Genomic DNA, 21,215 nt, shown 5'->3' on the forward strand with positions numbered 1-21,215 from the left:
CGGTTCAAGGAAGTGACTTTCGTGGCTGACGACGACAAGTACGTTGAATACCTCAAGCGGGTCACGGGTGAACTCCGGCAGACCCGCCGCAGGCTGCGCGAGGTCGAGGACCGCAGCCGGGAGCCCATCGCCGTCGTCGCGATGAGCTGCCGCTTCCCCGGCGACATCCGTTCGCCCGAGGACCTGTGGCGGCTCGTCGACGAGGGCCGGGACGCCATCGGCCCACTGCCGGAGGACCGGGGCTGGGACATCGCGGACCGTTACGACCCGGACCCCGACCGGCCCGGCACGTTCTCCACCCGCGAGGGCGGCTTCCTGCGCGACGCCGCCTGCTTCGACGCCGCCTTCTTCGGGATGAGCCCCCGCGAGGCCCTCGCCACCGACCCGCAGCAGCGGATCCTGCTGGAGGCGTCCTGGGAGCTGCTGGAGCGCGCCGGGATCCGGCCGCGGACCCTGCGCGGCAGCTCCACCGGCGTGTTCGTGGGCGCCGCGACCTCCGGTTACGGTCAGGGCCCGGTCGAGGTGCCCGAGGACGTGCACGGACTGATGCTCGCCGGGAACGCCACCTCGGTCGCCTCCGGCCGTATCTCCTACGTCCTCGGCCTGGAAGGGCCGGCCGTCACCGTCGACACCGCCTGCTCCTCCTCCCTGGTCGCCCTGCACTGGGCGGTGCAGGCCCTGCGGGCGGGCGAGTGCGACCTCGCCATGGCCGGCGGCGTCGCCGTGATGGCCACCCCGGGCCTGCTGTTCGAGTTCAGCAGGCAGCGCGGCCTCGCCCCCGACGGACGCTGCAAGGCCTTCGCCGACGCCGCGGACGGCACCGGCTGGTCCGAGGGCGTGGGACTGCTGCTGGTGGAACGCCTCTCCGACGCCCGCCGCAACGGACACCCGGTGCTGGCCGTGGTCCGCGGCTCCGCCGTGAACTCCGACGGCGCCTCCAACGGACTGACCGCGCCCAACGGGCCCGCCCAGCAACGCGTCATCGAGCAGGCCCTCGCCAACGCCGGGATCGCCGCCGCGGACGTCGACGCCGTCGAGGCGCACGGCACGGGCACCACCCTCGGCGACCCCATCGAGGCCCAGGCCCTGCTCACCACCTACGGCCGTGCCAAGGACGCCGCACATCCGCTGCACCTGGGTTCGTTGAAGTCGAACCTCGGCCACACCCAGGCGGCGGCCGGCGTCGCAGGCGTCATCAAGACGGTGATGGCCCTCCGGCACGGACGGCTGCCGCGCACGCTGCACGTGGACCGGCCCTCCACGCACGTCGACTGGGACGCCGGTCACGTCCGGCTGCTCACCGAGGCCGCCGACTGGCCGCTCACCGAGGGACGTCCCCGCCGCGCCGCCGTCTCGTCCTTCGGCATCAGCGGCACCAACGCCCACGTCGTCCTGGAGGCCGCACCCGGCGGGACCGAGCAGGCCGAGGGGAGCGAGGGGAGCGAGGACGCGGGTCCGGCCCCCGCGACCGCCGTGCGGCTGCCGCTGGCGCCCTGGCTGCTGTCCGCGCGCGGCGCCGAAGCGCTGCGCGCCCAGGCCGCCCGCCTCCTCGAGCACGCCGACGCCCACTCCGCCGACGACCCGCACGTCACCGCCCGCGCACTCGCCGGTACCCGGCAGGCCTTCGAACACCGGGCCGTCGTCCTCGCCGAGGACACGGCCGGCGCCCGCGACGCCCTGCGCGCCCTCGCCGCGGGGGAGGCGCATCCGGACGTCGTGACGGGCCGCACCCTGCGCGGCGCGACCGCGTTCCTCTTCTCCGGACAGGGCGCCCAGCGGCCCGGCATGGGCCGCGAACTGTACGGCGCGTTCCCGGCCTTCGCCCGCGCCTTCGACGAGGTCTGCGCCCATCTCGACCCCGAACTGGGCCTGAGCCTGCGCGAAGCCGTCCTCGACAGCGCCCCGGACGACGAGGCGCTGCAGGAGACCGGCCTCGCCCAGCCCGCCCTGTTCGCCGTCGAGGTCTCCCTCTACCGCCTGCTGGAATCGTGGGGCGTCACGCCCAAGTACGTGCTCGGGCACTCGCTGGGCGAACTGTCCGCCGCCCACGTCGCCGGTGTGTGGTCGCTGCCCGACGCCTGCCGCCTCGTCGCCGCCCGCGGGCGGCTGATGCAGGCGCTGCCGCGAGGGGGCGCCATGGTCTCCGTCGAGGCCGCCGAGGACGAGGTCACCGCGCTGCTCGCCGCACACGGCGACGCCGTGTCGGTCGCCGCCGTCAACGGCCCGCGCGCCATCGTGATCTCCGGCGACGAGACCGCCGTCGAAGCCGTCGCGTCCGCACTCGCGGCCCGCGGCCGCACCACCCGCAGGCTGCGGGTCTCGCACGCCTTCCACTCGGCACGCATGGACGCCGTCCTGGACGACTTCCGGGCCGTCGCCGAAAGCGTCACCGCGCACGCCCCGCGCCTGACCGTCGTCTCCGACCTCACCGGACGTCCGGCCACGGCCGAGGAACTGGCGTCGGCCGACTACTGGGTGCGCCACCTGCGCCACACCGTCCGCTTCACCGACGGCGTCGACTGGCTCGCCACCCACGGTGTCACCCGCTACCTGGAGATCGGCCCCGACGCCACCCTCAGCGCGCTCGCCCGGACCGCGCTGCCCGACGACGGCGCCGACCGCCTCTGCGTGCCCGTGCTGCGCAAGGACCGACCCGAGTCCCGCACGCTGCTCGCGGCCGTCGCCGCCCTCCACGTCCACGGCGCATCCGTCGAACTCGAGGTCCTGCTCGGCAGCGACCCGGCCGACCCGCGGGTCGACCTGCCCACCTACGCGTTCACGGGGGACCGCTACTGGCTGCGCCCCTCCCTCGACGCCGGCGACGTCACCGGCGCCGGGCTCGTCGGCGCCGGCCACCCGCTGCTCGGAGCCGTCGTCCGCGTCGCCGACGACGACCGGGTCCTGCTCACCGGGCGGCTGTCCACCCGCGCCCAGCCCTGGCTCGCCGACCACACCGTGTCCGGCACGGTCCTGCTTCCGGGCGCCGCGTTCGTCGAACTCGTGCTGCGCGCCGGCGACGAGGTCGGCTGCGGTCTCCTGGACGACCTCACGCTCGAAGCCCCGCTGGCGCTCCCGGACGCCTCCGGCGTCCAGCTGCAGATCGCCGTCGGCGCCCCCGGCGCGGACGGCCGCAGACCGGTCGCCGTGCACTCCCGGGCCGACGCCGACGACGACGGCCCCTGGACCCGGCATGCCACCGCCGTTCTCGCACCGGCGCCCGCCGCGTCCGGGGCCGAGCCCGTCGCCTGGCCTCCCGCCGACGCCCGCAGCGTCCCCCTGGACGGCTTCTACGACGCTCTCGCCGTCCAGGGCTACCAGTACGGCCCCGCCTTCCAGGGCCTGCGGGCCGCGTGGCGGTCCGGCGACGTCTGGTACGCCGAGGTGGCCCTCCCGGAGGACCAGCACCGCGACGCCGCACGCTTCGGCCTGCACCCGGCGCTTCTGGACGCAGCCCTGCACGCCCAGCTCGCCGGCGCCGACGCCGGTGCCGGCGACGACGGCGACGACGGCGACGACGGCGGCGGCGGGGGCGACGGTGGTGGCGGACGGCAAGGCGTGGGCCTGCCGTTCGCGTTCAGCGGCGTCACGCTGCACGCCGTCGGCGCCACCGGGCTGCGGGTCCGCCTGGAGCGCGGTCCTTCCGGCGCCGTGAGCCTGCACCTCGCCGACGGCACGGGACGCCCCGTCGCCACCGTCGGCTCCCTCGTCAGCCGCCCGGTCTCCCAGGCCGCCCCGCACGCCTCCCGGCCCGCCGACGGCGCCCTGTACGCGGTGCGCTGGAGCGACACCGCTCCGCCCCACGCCGCTCTGCCCGACGACGCGTTCGCCGACGGCCTGCGGCTCGCCGGCGACGACCCGGCGGGCCTGGTCCCCACATGGCCGGTGCTCGGCGCCGACGACGCCCCCTCGGCCGTGATCCTGCCGTGCGTCTCCGCTCCCGACGAGACCCCGGCCGACATCGCCGGCCGCGTCCTGACCGGCCTGCAGACGCTGCTGGCCGATCCGCGCACCGACAGCGCCCCCCTCGTCATCGTCACGCGCGGCGCCGTCGGCGCGGTCGACGGCGAGGACGTCACCGACCTGTCCGCAGCCGCCGTCTGGGGGCTGGTCCGCTCGGCCCAGACAGAGAACCCGGGACGCGTCGTCCTCGCCGACGTCGACGACACCGCAGCCTCCCGAGCGGCCCTCGCGGCCGCCGTCAGCGCAGGGACGACCCAGTTCGCCCTGCGCGACGGCACGCTGCGCACCCCCGCGCTGACCCGCATCCCCGCAGCCGACCGGGCGCCCGTCTGGGACGCCGAGGGCACGGTCCTCATCACCGGCGGCACCGGCGCGCTCGGCGCGCTGGTCGCCCGCCACCTGGTCGCAGCTCACGGCGTGCGCTCCCTCGTGCTGACCTCCCGAAAGGGCCCCGAAGCCCCCGGCGCCCGCGAGCTGACCGACGAACTCACCGCCCACGGCGCCGACGTACGCGTCGAGGCGTGCGACGCCGCCGACCCGGGAGCCGTGGCCGACCTCCTCGGCACGCTGCCCGCACAGCGACCGCTGCGCGCCGTGGTGCACACCGCCGGCGTCCTCGACGACGGCGTGTTCGGCTCGCTCACCCCCGACCGGCTCGCCGCCGTGCTGCGGGCGAAGGCGGACGCCGCGCTCACCCTGCACGACGCGACCCGGGACGCCGACCTCACCGCTTTCGTCCTGTTCTCCTCGGCCTCCGGCCTGCTGGGCGGCGCCGGACAGGCCAACTACGCCGCCGCCAACACCGTCCTGGACGCCCTGGCCCACCACCGCCGCGCCACCGGTCTGCCCGCCACCTCGCTGGCCTGGACACTGTGGGACCACGACAGCGGCATGACCGGCGGGCTCGGCGAGGACGGCCGGCGCCGCATCGCGGCCTCCGGGCTGCCCGCCCTGGACCCGGACCGGGCCCTCAGCCTGCTCGACGAGGCTCTCGCCGCCGGTGAGCCGCTGCTCGCGCCGCTGCGCACCGACCCCGCCGCGCTGCGCTCCGCCGCCTCGTCCGGACGGCTGCCCGCCCTCCTGCACGGCCTCGTCCCGGCGGCCCCGGCCCGGCGGACCGCCCGCGCCGCGGACGCGGACACCTCCGCTCTGAGCCGCCTCCTGTCGGGCCTGTCCGCACCCGAACAGGAGCGCCACCTGCTCGAGCTGGTCCGCCGCCACGCCGCCGTGGCCCTCGGCCACGGCTCGGCCGGCGCCGTCGACGGCGAACAGTCCTTCAAGGACCTCGGCTTCGACTCCCTCAGCTCCGTCGACCTGCGCAACCGCCTCAACGCCGAGACCGGACTACGGCTGCCGGCCACACTCGTCTTCGACCACCCCCGCCCCACCACGCTCGCCCGTCACCTCGTACGCGAACTCGCGGGCGTCACAGAGGAGTTCGCCACCACCAGGGCGGCGGCCGAGGAGGACGACCCGGTCGTCGTCGTCGCCATGGCCTGCCAGTACCCCGGTGGCGTCACCTCCCCCGAGGACCTGTGGCGTTTCGTCTCCGAGGGCGGCGACGCCATCGGCGCGTTCCCCACCGACCGTGGCTGGGACCTGGACCGCCTGCCCGGCCTGGAGGCCGGATTCCTCTACGGCGCCACGCACTTCGACGCCTCCCTCTTCGGCATCTCACCTCGCGAGGCGCTCGCCATGGACCCCCAGCAGCGGCTGCTGCTGGAGACCTCCTGGGAGGTCTTCGAACGCGCCGGGATCGATCCGCTCTCGCTGCGCGGCAGCGGCACCGGCGTCTACGTCGGCGCGATGGGCTCCGGCTACGCCTCCGGCCTGGCCGACATCCCCGAAGGCATGGAGGGCTACATCGGACTCGGCGTGTCCGGCAGCGTCATCTCCGGCCGGGTCGCCTACACCTTCGGCCTGGAGGGGCCGACCATGACGGTCGACACCGCCTGCTCGTCCGCACTGGTCGCCCTGCACCTCGCCGCCCACGCCCTGCGCCAGGGCGAGTGCTCGATGGCCCTGGCGGGCGGAGTCACGGTCATGGCCACCCCCGGCACCTACACCGAGTTCACGGCCCAGAACGGGCTGGCGGCCGACGGCCGTTGCAAGGCCTTCGCCGCCGGCGCCGACGGCACCAGCTTCTCCGAGGGCGTCGGCATGCTCCTGCTGGAACGCCTCTCCGACGCCCGCCGCGAAGGCCACCCCGTCCTCGCCGTGATCCGCGGTTCCGCCACCAACCAGGACGGCGCCTCCAACGGCCTGACCGCCCCCAACGGCCCCTCCCAGGAGCGCGTCATCCGGCAGGCGCTGGCCTCGGCCGGGCTCGCCCCCTCCGACGTCGACGCCGTCGAGGCGCACGGCACCGGAACCACCCTCGGCGACCCCATCGAGGCCCAGGCGCTGTTCGCCACCTACGGCCGCGAACGGGACGCGGAACCGCTGCTGCTGGGATCGGCGAAGTCCAACTTCGGTCACACCCAGGCCGCCGCGGGCGCCGCGGGCGTCATCAAGATGGTCATGGCCATGCGCCACGGGGAGCTGCCGCGCACCCTGCACGTCGACGAGCCCTCCCCGCACATCGACTGGTCCAGCGGCGCCATCGAACTGCTCACCGAGGCCCGTCCCTGGCCGGCCCGCCCCGACCGCCCGCGCCGCGCGGGCGTGTCCTCCTTCGGCATCAGCGGCAGCAACGCCCACGTCGTCCTGGAGGAGCCGCCCGCAGCCCAGCCCGCCGCCGAACGGGAGGCGCCCGCCACCGTGCCCCGGGTGCACCCCCTCTCCGGGCACACCCCGGACGCGCTGCGTGCCCAGGCCGCCCGGCTGCACACCCACCTGCTGCGCCACGAGGACGACCCCCGCGACCTCGCCCGCACCCTCGCCGTCGCCCGCCATCCGCACGCCCATCGCGCCGCTGTCGTCGCCGCGGACCGCGCGGAACTCCTGGCCGGGCTCGCCGCCGTCGCCGCCGGCGAGCCGGACGCCGGTACCGCCACCGGCACCGCCGGCGGCGCACGGCTCGCCCTCCTGTTCAGCGGACAGGGCGCCCAGCGTCCCGGCATGGGCCGCGACCTGTACGACGCACACCCCGTCTACGCGCGCGCTTTCGACGAGGTGTGCGCCGGACTCGACCTTCACCTCGACGGACCGCCGCTGCGCGACGTCGTCTTCGCCGCCCCGGGCAGCGCCGAGGCCGCCCTGCTGGACCGCACCGCCTACACGCAGGCCGCCCTCTTCGCGTACGGCACCGCGGCCCACGCCCTCGTCCGCTCCTGGGGCGTGCTGCCCGACGTGCTCGCCGGGCACTCCATCGGCGAACTGACCGCGGCCCACGTCAGCGGAGTCCTCGACCTGGCCGACGCCTGCGCCCTGGTCGCGGCCCGGGGCCGGCTCATGCAGAGCCTGCCCGAGGGCGGCGCCATGGCCGCCCTGGAGGCGACCGAGGACGAGGTCCGGCCGTTGCTGGAGGACCGGGCCGACCGCGTCGCCGTCGCGGCCGTCAACGGACCGGTCTCCGTGGTCGTCTCCGGCCACGCCGAGGACGTGGAGGCGATCACCGCCGAGTTCACGGCCCGCGGCCGCAAGACCCGGCGCCTGCGGGTCAGCCACGCCTTCCACTCGCCGCTGATGGACGCCATGCTCGACGAGTTCCGCGCCGTCGCCGCCCGCGTCCGCTTCCACCACCCCACCGTCCCCGTCGTGTCCAACGTGACCGGCGACCTCGCGGCCGGCGACGACCTGACCACCCCCGACTACTGGGTGCGCCACGTCCGCCGCGCCGTCCGCTTCGGCGACACCGTCCGCACCCTGGAGGCGAACGGCGTCACCCTCACACTCGAACTCGGCCCCGACGCCACCCTCACCACCCTGGTCCAGGACGGTCTCAGCGCCTCCGCGGAGATGACCGCCGTAACCCTGGTGCGCCGCGACACGCCCGAGGGCCGCTCCGCGCTGCTCGCCGCCGCCACGCTGCACGTACACGGGCTCGGCGACGTGCCGGCGCCGTCGGCCGACGCCGCGGCCCGGCCCGTGCCCCTGCCGACGTACGCCTTCCAGCGCGAGCGCTTCTGGCTGGAGGCGTCCGCGCCGGCCCCCGCCGCGGCCGACCAGGAGGCCGCGTTCTGGAAACTCGTCGAGGCGACGGACGTCCCGGCCCTCGCCGAGCGCCTCGCGGTCGACACCGACGCCCCGCTCAGCGCCGTCCTGCCCGCCCTCGCCGCCTGGCGCGGCGAGGACCGCAGGCAGGCGGAGATCCAGGGCTGGGAGCACCGTGTCGTGTGGCGGCCCACCACGGAGAACGCGGCCACACCAGGTGGCACCTGGGTCCTCGCCGTACCCGACCGGCTCGACGGCGGAGCCTGGGCGGCCTCCGTCGCGGACGCGCTCACCGCGCACGGCGCCCACGTCCGCGTCCTGCCCGTCGACTGCGCCACCGCCGACCGCACGGCCGTGGCCACCGCCCTGGGCGCCCTGCGCCAGGACGGCGACGGGCCCTGGACTGGCGTGCTGTCGCTGCTCGCCGCCGACACCGCCGCGCTGCCCGGACTCGACGCCGTCCCGGCCGGCCTCGCCGCGACCGCCGCCCTCGTCCAGGCCCTCGCCGACGGGGCCGCGGGCACCGACGCGGTGCGCCTGTGGGCGCTCACCGCGGGCGCCGCCGGCGTCCTCGGTTCGGAGGCGCCCGTCGTCCCCGAACAGGCCGCCGTGTGGGGCCTGGGCCGCACCGCCGCCCTCGAACACCCGCAGCTCTGGGGTGGTCTGGTGGACCTGCCCGCAGGCACCGACACCGCCGTCGCGAGCGACGTGGCCCGACGCCTGGCCGCAGCGCTCGCCGACCGGGCGGACGAGGACCAGATCGCCGTACGGCCCGCCGGCACGTTCGTGCGCCGCCTCGAGCGCGTCCCGGCCGGAGCACCTGTGGCGGCGGCGCCCGACTGGTCCGGCACCGTACTGCTCACCGGGGCCACCGGAGCGCTCGGTCTGCGCACGGCCGTCTGGCTCGCCGCGCAGGGCGCCGACCGCATCGTGGCCGTCAGCCGGTCCGGTCCGGGTTCCGACGGCGCCTCCCGTCTCAAGGACGCGCTCGCCGACTCCGGCACCGAACTGGTCCTTGCCGCCTGCGACACCGCCGACCGCGCCGCGCTCGCCGCACTGCTCGCCGAGCACCCCGTCGACGCCGTCGTGCACACCGCGGGCGTGCTCGACGACCGGCTTCTCGACGGCCTGGACGCCGCAGCCCTTGACCGCGTCCTGCGGCCCAAGCTGGCTGCCGCGCGCCATCTCGACGAACTGACGCGCGGGCGCGAACTCACCGCGTTCGTCCTGTACTCGTCGATCTCCGGCACCCTCGGCACCATCGGCCAGGCCAACTACGCGGCGGCCAACGCCTTCCTGGACGCCCTGGCCGAACAGCGCAGAGCCGCCGGGCTGCCCGCCACCTCTGTGGCCTGGGGGCCGTGGGCGGGCGGCGGCATGGCCACCGCAGACGCCGACGGCGAGAACCGCATGCGGCGCGGCGGCATCGAACCGCTCGACCCCGAGCGGGCGGTCGACGCCCTCGGCCGCGCCGTCGCACGCACCGACGCCGTCCTCGCCGTCGCCGACATCGACTGGGCACGCTTCGCGCCCGGCTTCACCACCTCCCGGCCGAGCCCCTTGCTCTCCGGACTCCCCGAGGTCGGTGACCTGCACGCCCGCCGCCCGCAGAGTTCCACGGGCGCCCCGCAGGCCCTGCGTGAACGGCTCACCGGACAGTCCCCGGCCGAACGCGAACGCACCCTGACCGGTTTGGTGCGGACCGAGGCCGCCGCAGTCCTCGGCCACACCGACACCGACCGGGTCGGCGCCGCCACGGCGTTCAACGCCCTCGGCTTCGACTCGTTGATGGCGGTCGAGCTGCGCAACCGGATCGGCGCCGCCACCGGCCTCGCCCTGCCCGCCACCCTGCTGTTCGACCAGCCGAGCGCCACCGCGCTCGCCGGGTACCTGCGCGGCCGGCTCTCGGACGACGCCGAAGGCTCCGAAACCGTCCTCGCCGGCCTCGACTCCCTGGAGGCCGCCCTGGCCGCACTGGCCAAGGACGACGCCCGGCGCGACCGCATCGGCGCCCGGCTGCAGTCGCTCCTCACAGGTTTCACCGGCCTCACCGGCGGCCCTGCCGCCGCCGTCCCCGCCACCGGCGGTGACGACGTCAGCGACCGGATCCAGTCCGCCGGAGCGGACGAGATCTTCGACTTCATCGAGAACGACCTCGGCATCTCCTGACGGCGCGGCCAAGGGACCTGAGAACGGGTGACAACACATGAGCGATGAGGAAAAACTCCTCGGCTACCTGAAGAAGGTCACGGCCGACCTCCACCAGACGCGACAGCGCCTGGCCGCGGCCGAGGCACACCGCAACGACCCCGTCGCGATCGTCGCGATGGGCTGCCGTTTCCCGGGCGGGGTCGGCGACCCCGACGATCTGTGGCGGCTGCTCGACAAGGGCGGCGACGCCATGTCCGAGTGGCCCCACGACCGGGGCTGGGACGTCGACGCCCTGTACGACCCGACACCCGGCACGCCCGGCCGCAGCTACACCCGCACCGGCGGATTCATCGACCGTGTCGGCGACTTCGACGCCGGGTTCTTCGGCATCTCGCCGCGTGAGGCCGTCGGCACCGACCCGCAGCAGCGGATCCTGCTGGAGATCTGCTGGGAGGCGCTGGAACGCGCCGGGATCGACCCGCTCGCCCTGCGCGGCAGCCGCACCGGCGTGTTCTCCGGCACCAACCTGCAGGACTACACCACCCTGCTCAGTCTGTCCGACAACGCCGGCGACGACGGAGTGGGCAACGCGCCCAGCGTGCTGTCAGGCCGGATCTCCTACACCCTCGGCCTCGAAGGCCCCGCGGTCTCCGTCGACACCGCCTGCTCCTCCTCCCTCGTCACCCTTCACCTGGCGGCGCAGGCGTTGCGCGCGGGGGAGTGCGACCTGGCGCTGGCCGGCGGCGTCACCGTCATGTCGACGCCCACGATCTTCCTCGAGTTCAGCCGCCAGCGCGGCCTGTCGCCGGACGGCCGCTGCCGCGCCTTCGCCGACACCGCCGACGGCACCGCCTGGGGCGAGGGCGCGGGAGTCCTCGTCGTCGAACGGCTCTCGGACGCCCGTCGCCTCGGACATCCCGTCCTCGCCGTCCTGCGCGGCTCCGCCGTCAACCAGGACGGCGCGTCGAACGGTCTGACCGCTCCCAACGGCCCCTCCCAGGAACGCGTCATCTGGCAGGCGCTCACCAACGCCAGGCTCGCACCCGCCGACGTGGACGCCGTCGAGGCGCACGGCACCGGCACCACCCTCGGCGACCCCATCGAGGCGCAGGCCCTGCTCGCCACCTACGGACAGGACCGGCCCGCGGACCGGCCGCTGCTGCTCGGCTCGGTGAAGTCGAACATCGGCCACACGCAGGCCGCGGCAGGTGTCGCCGGCGTCATCAAGACGGTCCTCGCGCTGCGCGCGGGCCGGCTGCCCGCGACCCTCCACGTCGACCGGCCGAGCCGGCACGTGGACTGGACCGCCGGAAACGTCGAACTGCTCACCGAAGCCCGCGGCTGGCCCGCCGTCGGCGACCGCCCGCGCCGCGCGGGCGTGTCCTCGTTCGGCGTCAGCGGCACCAACGCCCACGTCATCCTGGAACAGGCCCCGCCGACCGAGCCGGACGAGACCACCGGACCCTCGGGCGACACGCCCCGCCCGCGCGCCTTCACCGTGTCCGGCCGCACCGCGTCCGCCCTGCGCGACCAGGCCCGCCGGCTCGCCGCAAGCCTGCGCGCCGACCCGGACGGCGCCCCGCGCCTCGCCGACCTCGCCTGGTCCCTCGCGACCACCCGGTCCGCACTCGAACACCGTGCCGTCGTCGTCGCCCCCGGCACCGACGTCCTCCTGCGCGGCCTGAGCGCCCTGGCCGACGGCGCCCCCGACCCCGCCGTGGTGCGCGGCGTCGCCGACGCCGAGGGCGACCCGGTCTTCCTCTTCCCCGGCCAGGGGCCGCAGTGGGAGGGCATGGCCGCCGAACTCCACGACGCCGACGCCCGGTTCCGTGCCTTCTTCGACGAAGCCGCCGCCGCCGTGGAGGAGTTCGTCGACTTCCGCGTCCTGGACGTGCTGCGGGGCGCCGCCGACGCCCCGCCCCTGGAGCGCCTCGACGTCGTCCAGCCCACCCTGTTCGTCGTCTGCGTCGCCCTCGCCCGGCTGTGGATGGCGTGCGGGGTCCGCCCCGCCGCGGTCGCCGGACAGAGCCAGGGCGAGATCGCCGCCGCACACATCGCGGGCGTCCTCACCCTCCGGGACGCGGCCCTGGTCGTCGTCACCCGCTCCCGGGAACTCACCGCCATCACCGGCCGCGGCGGCATGGTCGCCGTACCGCTGGCGCTCGCCGAGGTCGAACGTCTCATCGCCCCCTACGACGGCCGCGTCTCCGTCGGCTCCGTCACCGGCCCGCGGTCCGTCACCGTGTCCGGGGACGCCGAACCGCTGGCCGAACTGCTGGCCCGCCTCACCGAAGACGGAATCCGCGCCCGCCGCGTGCCGGTGGACTACGCCTCGCACTGCGCCCAGGTGGAGGAGGTCCGCGACGCCCTGCTCGCCGGATTCGCACCGGTGCGCCCGCGCCCCGCCGAGATCCCATTCCATTCCACGGTCACCGGGAACCGGGTCGAGGACACCACCACGCTCGACGCCGCCTACTGGTACGACAACATCCGCCGCACCGTCCGCTTCGAGAGCACCGTGCGCGCTCTCGCCGAAGCCGGACAGCGCGTCTTCGTCGAGATGAGCCCGCACCCCGTGGTCACCACGGCGGTCGGCGACATCCTCGACGAACTCGGCATCACCGGCGGCGCCGTCCTCGGCACCCTGCGCCGCGACGAGGGCGGGAGGGAACGCTTCCTCGCCTCCGTGGCCGGACTCGCCGTCCGCGGCGGATCCGTCGACTTCGACGCCGTCCACGACGAGCCCGCGCACCGCGTCGACCTGCCCGTGTACGCCTTCCAACGCCGCCGGTACTGGCCAGGGTTCACCGCCGCCGCGCCCACCGTGACCGCCGGCGCCCAGGACGCCCCCCTCTGGCAGGCCGTCGAGTCCGGCGACCTCACCGCCCTCGCCGAAGCTCTCAGCCTCGACGAACAGGCCACGGCCGCGCTGCTCCCCGCCCTGGCCGACTACCGGCGGCGCGGCAACGACCGTGCCACCGCCGACCGCTGGCGTTACCGCATCACCTGGCGCCCGCTGCAGGACACGCCGACGCCGACCCTCACCGGCCGCTGGATCCTCGTCGTGCCCCGCGGCCACCACGACGGTCCCGAGGCCACCCGTGTGCAGGCCGCCCTGGCCCGCGCCGGCGCCGACTGCGTGCTCGTCGTGGTCGACGAGCACGCCGACCGCCCGGCGCTCGCCGCCGTGATGGCCGAGGCGACGGCCGACGCCCGCGGTGTCCTGTCCCTGCTCGCCCTCGACGGCAGCGCGCATCCTCGGCACCCGCTGCTGCACGGTGGTTTCGCCTCCACCGTCGCCCTGGTGCAGGCCATGGACGACCTCAACGTCCGGCTGCCGGTGTGGTTCCTCACCCGCGGCGCCGTGGCCACCCGTGCCGGCGAGGCCCCCGCCTCACCGGCCCAGGCCCTCGTCTGGGGCTTCGGACGGGTCGTCGCCCTGGAACAGGCCGACTGCTGGGGCGGCCTGATCGACCTGCCCGATCAGCTCGACGCACGCACCGCCGACCGGGTCGTCGCCGTCCTCGCCGGAACCGACCACGAGGACCAGGTCGCCGTACGCGCCACCGGCACCCTGGGCCGCCGGCTGGAGCGCGCAGCCGTCGGCGGGCTCGCCGGCCGGCGCCGGTGGCGACCGGAGGGCACCGTCCTCGTGACCGGAGGCACCGGCGCCCTCGGCCGTCACGTGGCCCGCTGGCTCGCCCGCGAAGGAGCGGAGCACCTCCTCCTGGTCAGCCGCTCCGGCCCCGAGGCGGAATGCGCCGCCGGGCTCCTCGCCGAACTGACCGCTCTCGGCGCCCGCGCGGACCTCGTCGCCTGCGACGTCGCCGACCCCGCGGACCTCGCCGGCCTGCTGGCCTCCGTCCCCGGGGAGCGCCCCCTCACAGCCGTCTTCCACACCGCCGCCGTTCTCGACGACGGGGTCATCGGCTCGCTCACTCCCGAGCGCCTCGCCGAGGTCCTGCGGGTGAAGGCGGGAGGCGCACGGAACCTCGACGCCGCGACCGCCGGCCTGGACCTCTCCGCCTTCGTGCTGTTCTCCTCCTCTTCGGGTGTCTTCGGCAGCCCCGGACACGGCAACTACGCCCCCGGCAACGCCTACCTGGACGCCCTCGCCGAGGACCGCCGCTCGCGCGGTCTGCCGGCCACGGCGATCGCATGGAGCGGCTGGGCCGAGGGAGGCATGGCCTCCGGCACGGTCGGCGAACGACTCCAGCGCCACGGCGTCCGCCTCATGGACCCCGCCGTCGCCGTCACGGCCCTGCAAGACGCCCTGGACCAGGACGACACCGCGCTCGTGGTCACCGACATCGACTGGGAGGTGTTCGGGGCGGAGCTCGGCAAGGGCCGCCCGCGCCGTCTCTACGCCGAACTTCCGGATCTGGGACAGCTGCGCGCGCAGCGCGACGCCGCCCCGGCCGTCTCCGGCGGCGACGACAACGACGTGATGGCCACGATCGCCGCCCTCGGGGAGGCCGACCGCCGGCATGCCCTGCTCGCGCTGGTGCGCGGACACATCGCCTACGTCCTCAACCATCCGAGCCTCGACGACGTCGAGCCGGCCCGGGCATTCCGGGAACTCGGCTTCGACTCCCTCACCGCCGTCGAGCTGCGCAACACCCTGGGCGAGGCGACCGGCATGCGGCTGCCCGCCACCCTCGTGTACGACTACCCCACGCCCGCGGCCCTGGCCGAGTACCTCGGCGAGCAGCTCACCCCGGCGGGCGCCTCCGCCTCCGCGGTCGCCGTCACCCGCCGGGACACGGCCGAGGACCCGGTCGTGATCGTCGGCATGGCCTGCCGCTTCCCCGGCGGGGCGGACACGCCGGAGCGGTTCTGGCAACTGCTGGCCGACGGGACCGACGTGATGGGCCCCTTCCCGGAGGACCGGGACTGGGACGTGGCCGGGCTCTACCATCCCGAACCCGGCACGGCGGGCCGTACCGCCACACTCACCGGTGGATTCCTGGACGGCTTCGCCGACTTCGATCCCGGCGTCTTCGCCATCTCGCCCCGCGAGGCTCTGGCCATGGACCCACAACAGAGGCTGCTGCTCGAGACCGCCTGGGAGACGTTCGAGCGGGCGGGGATTGATCCGCGGTCGCTGCGCGGCAGCCGGACCGGTGTGTTCGCCGGCACGAACTACCAGGACTACACCTCCCGTCCGATAGCGCCCGGCGACGACGTCGGCGCCCACCTGGGCACGGGCAACTCCGCGAGCGTCCTGTCGGGCCGCGTCTCCTACACCTTCGGGCTGGAAGGCCCGGCGGTCACCGTCGACACCGCCTGCTCGTCGTCGCTGGTGGCCCTGCATCTGGCGGCACAGGCGCTGCGCGCGGGGGAGTGCGACCTGGCGCTGGCCGGCGGCGTCACCGTGATGTCGACGCCCGGTCTGTTCGTGGACTTCAGTCGTCAGCAGGGGTTGGCGGTGGACGGTCGGTGCAAGGCGTTCGCGGAGGCGGCGGACGGGACGGGGTTTTCTGAGGGTGGTGGTCTGTTGTTGGTGGAGCGGTTGTCGGATGCGCGTCGGCTGGGGCATCCGGTGCTGGCGGTGGTGCGGGGTTCGGCGGTGAATCAGGACGGTGCGTCGAACGGGTTGAGTGCGCCGAACGGTCCGTCGCAGCAGCGGGTGATCCGGGCTGCGTTGGCGGATGCGGGTGTGTCGGCGGTGGATGTGGATGTGGTGGAGGCGCATGGTACGGGGACGCGGTTGGGTGATCCGATCGAGGCGCAGGCGTTGCTGGCGACCTATGGTCAGGGGCGTTCGGTGGATCGGCCGTTGTGGTTGGGGTCGGTGAAGTCGAATGTGGGTCATACGCAGGCGGGTGCCGGTGTGGCGGGTGTGATGAAGATGGTGTTGGCGATGCGGTCGGGTGTGGTGCCGGCGACGTTGCATGTGGATGAGCCGTCGTCGCATGTGGACTGGGCGGCGGGTGCGGTGGAGTTGGTGACGCGGGCGCGGGTCTGGGAGGTGGAGGCCGGGCGTCCGCGGCGTGCGGGTGTGTCGTCGTTCGGTATCAGCGGCACCAATGCGCACGTCATCCTGGAAGGCGTCGCCGACGAGCTGCACGACGAAGGCGCAGCCGACGGACCGCACGACACGTCCGACGCCGACGAATCGCACACCGGCGAACCTCTCGCCGTCCCATCGCAGGGCCAGGCGTCGGTGCCGGTGCCCTGGATCGTCACCGGTCGTAGCCGTGACGCCCTGCGCGACCAGGCCGCCCGTCTGCTCGACCACGTCAGCGCACACCCCGAAGTCGGCATCGCCGACACCGCGTTGGCGCTGGCGACCACCCGGACGCCGTTCACCCACCGAGCCGTCGTCATCGGAGACGACCACGACGGCCTCGCCGCCCGGTTGCGGGCCCTGGCCGAGGGAACGCCGCTGCCCGGCACGGTCACCGGCACCGCACGAGCGGGCGGCCGCACGGCCTTCCTGTTCACCGGCCAGGGGGCGCAGCGGCCCGGCATGGGCCGCGAACTGCACGCCGCCCATCCGGTGTTCGCGCAGGCCTTCGACGCCGTGTGCGAACGCGTTCCGGGACTGCGGGCGGTGGTCCTGGGAGACGACGCCGGACTCCTGAACCGCACCGAGCACGCACAGCCCGCCCTGTTCGCCTTCGAAGTGGCCCTGTACCGCCTGCTGGAGTCGTGGGGCGTCCGCCCCGATCATGTCGCCGGCCACTCCGTCGGCGAGATCGCCGCGGCCCATGTCGCCGGAGTGTTCTCCCTCGACGACGCCTGCGCCCTGGTCGCCGCCCGCGGCCGGCTCATGCAGGCGCTCCCCTCAGGCGGCGCGATGGCCTCGATCCGGGCCACCGAACAGGAGGTCCTGCCGCTGCTGGCCGGACGGGAACGCGAAGTCGGCATCGCCGCCCTCAACGGGCCCTCCGCGACCGTCGTCTCCGGCACGGAGGAGGCCGTCGCCCGGATATGCGAGCAGTTCTCGGCGGCCGGCCGGCGCACGACGCGGCTCCGGGTCAGCCACGCCTTCCACTCCCCGCTCATGGATCCGGCGCTCGACGACTTCCGCGCGGTCGCCGCCGGCATCTCCTACGACGAGCCGGTCCTGTCCGTCGTCTCCGCACGCACCGGTGAACCGGCCACCGCCGGTCTGCTCACCGACCCCGAGCACTGGGTGCGGCACCTTCGCGAGCCGGTCCGCTTCCACGACTGCGTCACCCGGCTGCACGGCCTCGGCGTCCGCCGCTTCCTGGAGGTCGGGCCGGACAGTTCGCTCACCACGCTCGCCGAGACGTCACTCGCCGAGGCGGAGCCCGACGCGGCCAAAACGGTGTTCGCGGCAGCGGTCCTGCGGGACGAGCCAGAGACCGGCTGTCTGCTCCGCGCCGTCGGCACACTGTTCGCGCACGGCGCCGAACCCGACTGGACAGCGCTCCTCCCCGGCGCCCGCCCCGTGCCGTTGCCCACCTACGCTTTCCAGCGGCAGCGGTTCTGGCTGCCGACCGTGGCCCCGGCCGGCGACCCCGACGCCGCCGGACTTCACCCCGCGGACCACCCGTTCCTCGCGGCCGAGATAGCCCGCGCGGGCTCGGACGCCCCGCTGTTCACCGGACGGCTGTCACTGCGCAGCCACCCCTGGCTCGCCGACCACGCCGTCCTCGGGCAGGTCATCCTGCCCGCCACCGGCTACCTCGACCTCGCCGTGCACGTGGGCGACCGCACCGGCTGCGGCCACCTGAGCGAACTCACCCTGCTCAGCCCGCTCGTCGTGCCCTCCGAGGGCGCCGCCCACCTACAGGTCACCGTGGAAGCCGCCGACGATCAGGGCCGCCGTGCCTTCGCCGTATGGTCGAGGCCCTCTGCGGACGACGGGGAATGGCAGCGCCACGCCCAAGGCGTCCTCGCCCCGCAGCCGACGTCCGTACCGGAAGACGACCTGGCCGCCTGGCCCCCGCCGGGAGCCTCCCTCGTCTCCGGCGAGGACCCCTACCCGGCCTTCGCCGCCGCGGGCTTCGCCTACGGTCCGAGCTTCCGCGGCCTGGGCAGCGTGTGGGAGCGCGGCGAGGAGGTGTACGCCGAGGTCGCCCTGCCGGAACCGTACCGGGAGGACGCCTCCCGGCACGCCCTGCACCCCGCCCTGCTCGACGCGGCCGTCCAGGCTCTGCTGGTCAGACGCCCCGGGCTGCCGCGCGACGACGAGGACACGGCGCCGATGCTGCCGTTCGCGTGGACCGGGCTGACCCTGCACGCCACCGGCGCGACCGCGCTGCGTGTCCGCCTGAGCCCCGCCGGCCACGACCACGGCTACCGGGTCCTGGTCACCGACACCACCGGCCGGGCCGTCGCCACCGCCGATGCGATCACCCTGCGGGCGGTGTCGGCCGCCCCGGCCGCGGCGGGGACGGGCCGGCCCGAACTGCTGCGCCTGGACTGGCAGGAGGCGCTTCCCGCCCCCGAGCCGCCCGCCCCGCGCACGGTCCGCTGGATCGTCCTCGGCGGGGGCGACGACCGGGTGGTCGCCTCCCTCGACGCGGCCGGGGTCCACGTGGAGACCTACGCCGACCTCGAGTCGCTCGCCAAGGCGCTCGACACCGGCATGACGATGCCCGAGGCGGTCGTCGTCGCCCCGGAGGCGTGTCACGTCGGCGACCACGGCATGCCCGAGGCGTTGCGGGGCCGCCTGTCCCGCGCTCACGAGGTGATGAGCGGCTGGCTCGCCGACGAGCGGTACGCCGACGCCCGGCTCGTGTTCGTCACCCGCCGCGCCGTGACGGCGGGCCGGGACGACGCATCCGCGGGCGTGGTCCCGCCGGATGTGACCGCTGCCGCCCTGTGGGGACTGGTCCGCGCCGGACAGACCGAACACCCCGGCCGGTTCCAGCTGGTGGACCTGCCCGGCGGGACCGAGGCCGGCGACGAGGCCGCACTGCTCGCAGCGATCGCCGCCGGCCGCCCGCACAGTGCGGTCCGCGACGGCCGGGTCCTGTACCCCGACGCCGTGCCCGCCGCCCCCGGCGACATACCCGACCTCGCCGCGGGCACGGTGCTCGTCACCGGCGCCACCGGCGCCCTCGGCCGGGCCGTCGCCCGCCACCTCGTCACCCGGCACGGTGTGCGGTCGCTGCTGCTCGCCGGACGACGCGGCCCCGCCGCGGACGGGGCGGACGCTCTGGTGTCCGAGCTGACGGAGCTGGGCGCCCGAGTACGTCTGGAGGCCTGCGACGTCGCCCGGCGAGCCGACGTCGAACTGCTGTTGACCCACGTGCCCGCCGACGCGCCGCTGACCGGAGTGATCCACGCGGCCGGTGTCACCGACGACGCCGTCCTCACCGCACTCGACGGGGCGCGCTTCGACACGGTCCTGCGCCCGAAGGCGGACGGCGCCTGGAACCTCCACCACGCCACGACGGACCACCGTCCGGCCGCGTTCGTGCTGTTCTCCTCGGCGGCGGGCACCTTCGGCGCTCCCGGCCAGGCCAACTACGCGGCGGCGAACGCCTTCCTCGACGGCCTCGCCGCTCTCAGACGCTCAACGGGACGACCCGCCGCGTCCGTCGCCTGGGGCCTGTGGAGCGACGACAGCGGCATCACCGCCCGTCTGTCCCCAACCGACCGGGGCCGGCTGAGCCGCGGCGGCCTGCGTCCTTTGACCACCGAGGACGCCCTCGCCCTTCTCGACGACGCGCTCACCACGGCCGACCCCGCCGTGATCGCCGTCGCCACCGGTTCGGGCCGGGCAGGAGTCCGTTCGATGCTGCAGCCCGGCACCGCGGCGGCGCGACGCAGGAGCGCCTCCGGTCCATCGGAGCCGGCCGGCCCGTCGCTGCTGGCGGGACGCTCCGCGGAAGAGGGGCGCACCGTGCTGCTCGGTCTGGTGCGCGACCTCGCCGCCACCGTGCTGGGGCACGCGAGCGCTGACGAGGTGGAGCCCGACCGGCTCTTCACCGAGCAGGGCTTCGACTCCCTCACGGTGGTCGAACTCCGCAACCACCTCGCCACGGCCACCGGCCTGAAGCTGGCGCCGACCCTTCTGTTCGACCACGCCACGCCAGAGGCCCTCGCCGCCCATGTGCACGCCCGGCTCGCCCGGCGGGCCCCGCAGGAGACCGGCGGGGAACAGAAGGCTGCGGGCGCGTCGGGCATCCGCCCCGAGGACACCCTCGGTGGCCTGTTCAAGCAGGCCTGCCTCGACGACCGTGTCGACGACGGCTTCACCCTGCTCCAGGCGGCGGCGGAACTGCGTCCCACCTTCACCTCGCCGGACGAACTCCCCGGCCTGCCCGGGGCGATCCGGCTCTCGGCAGGCGGCGCCGCGGCACCGCTGGTCTGCTTCAGCTCCTATGTCGCCCTCGCCGGTGTCCACCAGTACGCCCGGTTCGCCTCTCCGTTCCGCGGCCGCCGCGACGTCTGGGCGCTGCCCACCCAGGGCTTCGGCACGGGTGAGGCGCTGCCGGCGACCTTCGAGGCGGTGGCCGACCTGCACGCCGACGCCGTACGGCGGACCGTCGGGGACGTCCGGCCGGTCCTGCTCGGCTCGTCGTCCGGTGGGGTCCTCGCCCTCTCCGCCGCTCGGCGGATGCAGGAGCGCGGCGCTCCGCCGGCCGCCGTCGTCCTGCTGGACACCTATATGCCCCGGGCCGACTCCCCGTTCCTGCGCTTCTCCCAGCAGATGCTCAGCGGCATGTTCGAACGGGAGTCGATGTTCGCGCACATGGACTCGGATCGGCTCACCGCGATGAGCTGGTACGTCGCGATGATCGGGGAATGGGAGCCGGGCCCCCTGGAGTGCCCCGTGCTGCTGGTGCGTTCCAGCGAGCCCCCGGTGCCCGCGGAACCCGGTGAGGAGATGCGGCCCGAGGAGTGGCAGACGTCCTGGCACCGCGCCCACACCGTCCTCGACGTCCCCGGCAACCACTTCACGATGATGGAGGACCACGCCCGCTCCACCGCCGGGGCCACCGACGGCTGGCTCACCGCCCGAGGCGCCTGACCGGCTCCCCGCACCGAGGGCCCTGCCCCCCGCTCGACGGGGGGCAGGGCCC

2 protein-coding genes are annotated in these 21,215 nt (G+C 75.2%); both read left to right on the forward strand.

Annotated elements, in window-relative coordinates:
• Window positions 1-21 precede the first annotated feature (21 nt).
• On the forward strand, window positions 22-10,224 hold the full coding sequence (locus BG482_RS35875) for a type I polyketide synthase (protein WP_069773407.1): 10,203 nt from the start codon (window positions 22-24) through the stop codon (window positions 10,222-10,224).
• Window positions 10,225-10,261: 37 nt separating this feature from the next.
• The gene (locus BG482_RS35880; protein WP_069773408.1) at window positions 10,262-21,163 is read left to right on the forward strand and encodes a type I polyketide synthase; all 10,902 of its coding nucleotides are present in this window, start codon (window positions 10,262-10,264) and stop codon (window positions 21,161-21,163) included.
• The last annotated feature ends 52 nt before the right edge of the window (window positions 21,164-21,215 follow it).

The sequence above is a fragment of the Streptomyces sp. LUP30 genome (assembly GCF_001746365.1).
Taxonomy (GTDB): Bacteria; Actinomycetota; Actinomycetes; order Streptomycetales; family Streptomycetaceae; genus Streptomyces.

Excerpts from the sequence above, each read along its gene's own strand:
- BG482_RS35880 (WP_069773408.1), top strand. The coding sequence starts at position 10,262 with ATGAGCGATGAGGAAAAACTCCTCGGCTACCTGAAGAAGGTCACGGCC.